Genomic DNA, 4,628 nt, shown 5'->3' on the forward strand with positions numbered 1-4,628 from the left:
AAGTCCATGATTGTCTCTCGTCGGCGGGCCGGTCAGCGCCGGGCGGGGGGCAGTTGCAGGGCGAGCATGCCGATGATGTCGCGTTGGATCTCATTGGTGCCGCCGCCGAAGGTGAGGATCAGCGAGGTTCGGGCGTACCGTTCCAACCGGCCGGCCAGGGCGACCCCTGGACTGCCGGCGCGCAGCGTCGCGATCGGCCCGAGGACCTCCATCAGCAGGCGGTACGCCTCGGTGGCGAACTCGGTGCCGAAGACCTTGGTGGCGGATGCATCGGCGGGGGCGGGCGAGCCGCCGCCGGCGGCGACGGACGCGACCTTCCAGTTCATCAGCTTCAGGAACTCCACCTTGGCGTGGACGCGAGCCAGATTGCCTCGGACCCAGGCGGTGTGGAGCAGCCCGTTCTCCCGGGCATAGGCGACGGTCTCGCGCAGCGCCGTCGTGATCGGTGCTGCGCTGCACAGGGCGACTCGTTCGTGGTTGAGCTGATTGGTCACCAGCGGCCAGCCGCCGCCCTCGTCGCCGACTCGCGCGGACACCGGCACGCGCACATCGGAGTAGTAGGTCGCCGACGTGTCCACGCCGGACATGGTGTGCACCGGTGTGTACGAGAAGCCCGCGGCGTCGGTCGGCACGATGACCATCGAGATGCCCTTGTGCTTCGGGGCGGCGGGATCGGTCCGGCACGCCAGCCACACATAGTCCGCGTACGGGATCAGGCTGGTCCACATCTTCTGCCCGTTGATCACGTACTCGTCGCCGTCTCGGACAGCGCAGGTGCGCAGCGCCGCCAGGTCGGTGCCGGCTTCGGCCTCGGAGTAGCCGATGGAGAAGTGCAGGTCGCCCGCCGCGATCCTCGGCAGAAAATACGCTTTCTGCTCGGCGGTCCCGTAGGTCATGATCGTGGGTGCCACCGAATTGATGGTGAGGAAAGGGACCGGAACCCCGGCGATGGCCGCCTCATCGGTAAAGATCAGCTGATCCATCATCGATCGGTTAGCGCCGCCGAACTCCGTCGGCCACCCGAGGGCCAGCCAGCCATCGCTGCCCATCTGTTTGACGACGCCGCGATACGCGTCGCCCTCGCCCAACTCGCCGTCACCGCCGACCAGGGCCGCCCGGCGTTCATCGGTCATCAAGACCGTGAAGTAGGTGCGCAACTCGCGGCGCAGTTCCTCTTGATCGGGGGTGTACGCAATGCGCATATCTGCCTCTCCTGCTTGGCAACTATTGAAACACGTTCTAACGTGTATTCATCGGGTCCGTCAACCATTGGCCCGCAGCCGAGGAGGGCAAACTGATGCGAGTGGTCTGCGATTTTGATCTGTGCGAGTCCAATGCCGTGTGCGTGGGCATGGCGCCGGATGTGTTCGACCTCGATGACAACGATTACCTGGTCATTCTCCAAGAGGAGGTCCCCGCGGAGCGGGAGGATGAGCTGCGTCAGGTGGTCGCCAGCTGTCCGCGATCGGCGCTTTCGCTAGAGTGACCCGAGCCGCCGAATGGGGGGATCCCGCGGCGACGCCATCGCACTTGTGCTAGAACAAGTTCTAGTTTTGCATCGTTGAGGGAGAGGAACTGTCGATGGCCGACGTATTGGGCGGGCGTGTCGCCGTAGTCACCGGGGCTGGCGCCGGACTGGGCCGCGCCGAGGCGCTCGGACTTGCCGCCGACGGCGCGACGGTGATCGTCAACGATCTCGCCTCGGCGCTGGCAGCCAGCGATGTGGTCGACGAGATCGCGGCCGCAGGCGGCACCGCAGTCCCAGTCGCCGGTGATATCTCTGAATCGGCCACCGCCGCCGAGATCATGCGCGTCGCGGTCGACGACCTTGGTGGTCTGGATATCGTCGTCAGCAATGCCGGGATTACGCGCGACGGCATGCTCTTCAACCTCACCGACGAGCAATGGGACTCGGTGGTGCGCGTCCACTTGCGCGGACACTTCCTGCTTAACCGCAATGCCGCCGCCCATTGGCGCGCGGCGTCCAAGGCTTCCGGTGGCCCGGTGTATGGGCGCCTCGTTAACACGTCCTCGGAGGCTGGTCTACTCGGCCCGGCCGGGCAGGCGAACTACGCCGCAGCCAAAGCCGGCATCACCGCGTTGACGCTCTCGGCCTCGCGCGCCCTCGAGCGGTTCGGCGTCACCGCGAACGCGATCTGCCCGCGCGCCCGCACCGCGATGACGGCCGATGTCTTCGGCGACGTCCCCGAGGGCGAAGTCGACCCGCTGTCACCCGAGCACGTGGTGACACTGGTGCGCTATCTGACTAGTCCCGCAGCAGCACAGGTCAGTGGTCAGGTCTTCGTCGTCTACGGACCTACCGTCACGCTGATGGCGGCACCGGAAATCCGCGCCACCTTTACCGCGGATGCTGCCGAATGGGCCCCGGCCGATCTCACCGATGCCCTGAACAGCTACTTTGACGGCGAACCCCGTGGCACATTCTCCGCCCAAAGTCTCATTTAGGCACGATATGTGCCGTGTGTCTCAGTTGGGCATTCGCCACATGATAGGTTCACCCGGACGCAGCCAAGGAGGGGATTTTGCTTAACCGGCTAGCCGTCCCCATGGCTGGAGTAGGGGACTTTGTAGCGCTCGCAGCGGACTCTGCCCGCGAGCTATTTCGTCGACCGTTCCAGTTCCGCGAGACCGTCGAGCAGTCGTGGGCCATCGCGCGCGTCTCACTCGTTCCCACCCTCCTGGTGGCGATCCCGTTCACCGTTCTGGTCAGTTTCACGCTCAACATCCTGCTGCGCGAGATCGGCGCCCAAGACTTGTCCGGCGCTGGCGCTGCCCTGGGCACGATCACCCAGATCGGACCCATTGTGACGGTGCTGATCGTCGCTGGCGCGGGAGCCACCGCGATCTGCGCCGACCTCGGCGCGCGCACCATCCGGGAAGAGATCGACGCCATGGAGGTGCTCGGCATCAACCCGGTCCACCGGCTCGTGGTGCCGCGAGTGATCGCTTCCACCGGGGTAGCGCTCCTGCTCAACGGTTTGGTCTGCACCATCGGCATCGCCGGCGGCTTCGTCTTCTCGGTGTACCTGCAAGACGTCGACGCGGGTTCGTTCATCGCCAACCTGACTCTGCTCACCGGGCTGGCCGAGCTGGTCATCTCGATGATCAAAGCTGCCCTATTCGGCCTGTTCGCCGGTCTGGTCGCCTGCTATCGCGGCCTGCACGTCAAGGGTGGCGCGAAGGGTGTCGGCGATGCCGTGAACGAGACGGTCGTCTACTCCTTCATGGCGCTATTTGTGGTCAACGTCGTGGTAACGGCGGTCGGACTGAAAGCGACGGCGGGCTGACAATGGTATTTCCCGAAACCACCCGTTTCCTGACCAGTCGAGTAGGAATCAAGCGGGCTGGCGAAGACTGGAACCGCATCGGCGACCAAGCGCTGTTCTATTGGGATTCGGTCACGTCGATCCCGCGCGCGCTGCGTCTCTATAAGAAGGAGACCCTCCGGCTGATCGCCGAGATCTCCATGGGCACCGGGGCGCTGGCCATGATCGGCGGCACCGTCGTGGTGGTCGGTTTCCTCACGCTCTTCACCGGCGGCACCATTGCCGTCCAGGGCTACAGTTCACTGGCCAACATCGGTGTCGAGGCGTTGACCGGCTTCTTCTCCGCCTTCATCAATGTGCGCATCGCGGTCCCAGTGATCGCCGGTATCGCCCTGGCAGCCACTATCGGCGCTGGCGCGACGGCACAATTGGGTGCGATGCGGGTCAGCGAAGAGATCGACGCGCTCGAGGTGATGGCGATCGCCTCGATCCCGTACCTGGTGAGCACGCGCATCGTTGCCGGCATGATCGCCATCATCCCCCTCTACGCACTGGCCGCGCTGGCGTCGTTCCTGGCCAGCCGCTTCGCCACCGTGGTGATGTATGGCCAGTCCGGTGGCGTCTACGACCACTACTTCTCGACCTTCCTCATCCCGTCGGACATCCTGTGGTCCTTCGCCCAGGCCATCGCCATGGCGATCGCCGTGATGCTGATCCACACCTACTACGGCTTCAACACCTCCGGGGGACCCGTCGGCGTCGGTGTCGCCGTCGGCAACGCGGTCCGTGCGTCGCTGGTGGTCGTTGTGGTGATCACCCTGCTCACTTCGCTCGCCATCTACGGCACCGACGGCAACTTCAACTTGGCGGGCTGACCAGTGAAGACGACGCGTTCGAATGGAGTCCGCAAGCTCGCGGCGGTAATCATGGTCGGCCTACTGGTCGGCATCATCACGCTGGCGACAGCACAGTTTCTCGGCTGGTTCGCCGACACTCAACGGGTGACCCTGTACGCCCCGCGCGCCGGTCTGGTGATGGCGCCGGATGCGAAGGTGAAGCTGCGCGGGGTGGAAGTGGGCCGGGTGGCCACCATCAGCGAAAGCGGCGATCAGGCGGTCCTCACGCTCGACATGGCCACCGATCAGCTGCGATATGTGCCGGCCAATGTGCACGCCGATATCAAGTCGAACACCATTTTCGGTGCCAAGGCGATCAACCTCGTGATCCCGGCCGAAGGCGCGGCTGGCCAGCTCAAGGGTGGCGCGACGATCGAAAAGTCACAGGTCGTCGTGGAACTCAACACCATCTACCAACAGCTGGTCGAGGTGCTTGCCCAGGTGG

6 protein-coding genes are annotated in these 4,628 nt (G+C 64.9%); 5 read left to right on the plus strand and 1 reads right to left on the minus strand.

Annotated features, from left to right (window positions below):
• Positions 1-32: 32 nt before the first annotated feature.
• Positions 33-1,202, minus strand: a complete 1,170-nt coding sequence (locus tag WAW85_RS03885; RefSeq protein ID WP_422558334.1) for an acyl-CoA dehydrogenase family protein — start codon at positions 1,200-1,202, stop codon at positions 33-35.
• A gap of 95 nt (positions 1,203-1,297) precedes the next feature.
• Between WAW85_RS03885 and WAW85_RS03890 the strand changes: the two genes are divergently transcribed.
• The 5 genes from WAW85_RS03890 to WAW85_RS03910 form a co-directional block, all read left to right on the plus strand.
• Positions 1,298-1,486, plus strand: a complete 189-nt coding sequence (locus WAW85_RS03890; RefSeq protein ID WP_422558335.1) for a ferredoxin — start codon at positions 1,298-1,300, stop codon at positions 1,484-1,486.
• Positions 1,487-1,581: 95 nt separating this feature from the next.
• Positions 1,582-2,466 carry a 3-oxoacyl-ACP reductase gene (locus tag WAW85_RS03895; RefSeq protein WP_422558336.1) on the plus strand — a complete coding sequence of 295 codons (885 nt, stop codon included), beginning with the start codon at positions 1,582-1,584 and terminating at the stop codon, positions 2,464-2,466.
• 77 nt (positions 2,467-2,543) lie between these two features.
• Positions 2,544-3,308, plus strand: coding sequence for an MlaE family ABC transporter permease (locus WAW85_RS03900; RefSeq protein ID WP_422558337.1), 765 nt, complete (start codon positions 2,544-2,546; stop codon positions 3,306-3,308).
• 2 nt (positions 3,309-3,310) lie between these two features.
• Positions 3,311-4,162 (plus strand): MlaE family ABC transporter permease, encoded by an 852-nt coding sequence (locus tag WAW85_RS03905; RefSeq protein ID WP_422558338.1) that lies wholly within the window; start codon positions 3,311-3,313, stop codon positions 4,160-4,162.
• A 51-nt stretch (positions 4,163-4,213) separates the two neighbouring features.
• A partial coding sequence (locus tag WAW85_RS03910) for an MlaD family protein (RefSeq protein WP_422558339.1) occupies positions 4,214-4,628 on the plus strand: 415 nt, incomplete at its 3' end.

The sequence above is a fragment of the Gordonia sp. (in: high G+C Gram-positive bacteria) genome, from assembly GCF_049299075.1.
Taxonomy (GTDB): domain Bacteria; phylum Actinomycetota; class Actinomycetes; order Mycobacteriales; family Mycobacteriaceae; genus Gordonia.

Coding starts and splice junctions, on each gene's coding strand:
- WAW85_RS03905 (WP_422558338.1), top strand. CDS start 3,311: ATGGTATTTCCCGAAACCACCCGTTTCCTGACCAGTCGAGTAGGAATC.
- WAW85_RS03890 (WP_422558335.1), top strand. CDS start 1,298: ATGCGAGTGGTCTGCGATTTTGATCTGTGCGAGTCCAATGCCGTGTGC.
- WAW85_RS03895 (WP_422558336.1), top strand. CDS start 1,582: ATGGCCGACGTATTGGGCGGGCGTGTCGCCGTAGTCACCGGGGCTGGC.
- WAW85_RS03885 (WP_422558334.1), bottom strand. CDS start 1,202: ATGCGCATTGCGTACACCCCCGATCAAGAGGAACTGCGCCGCGAGTTG.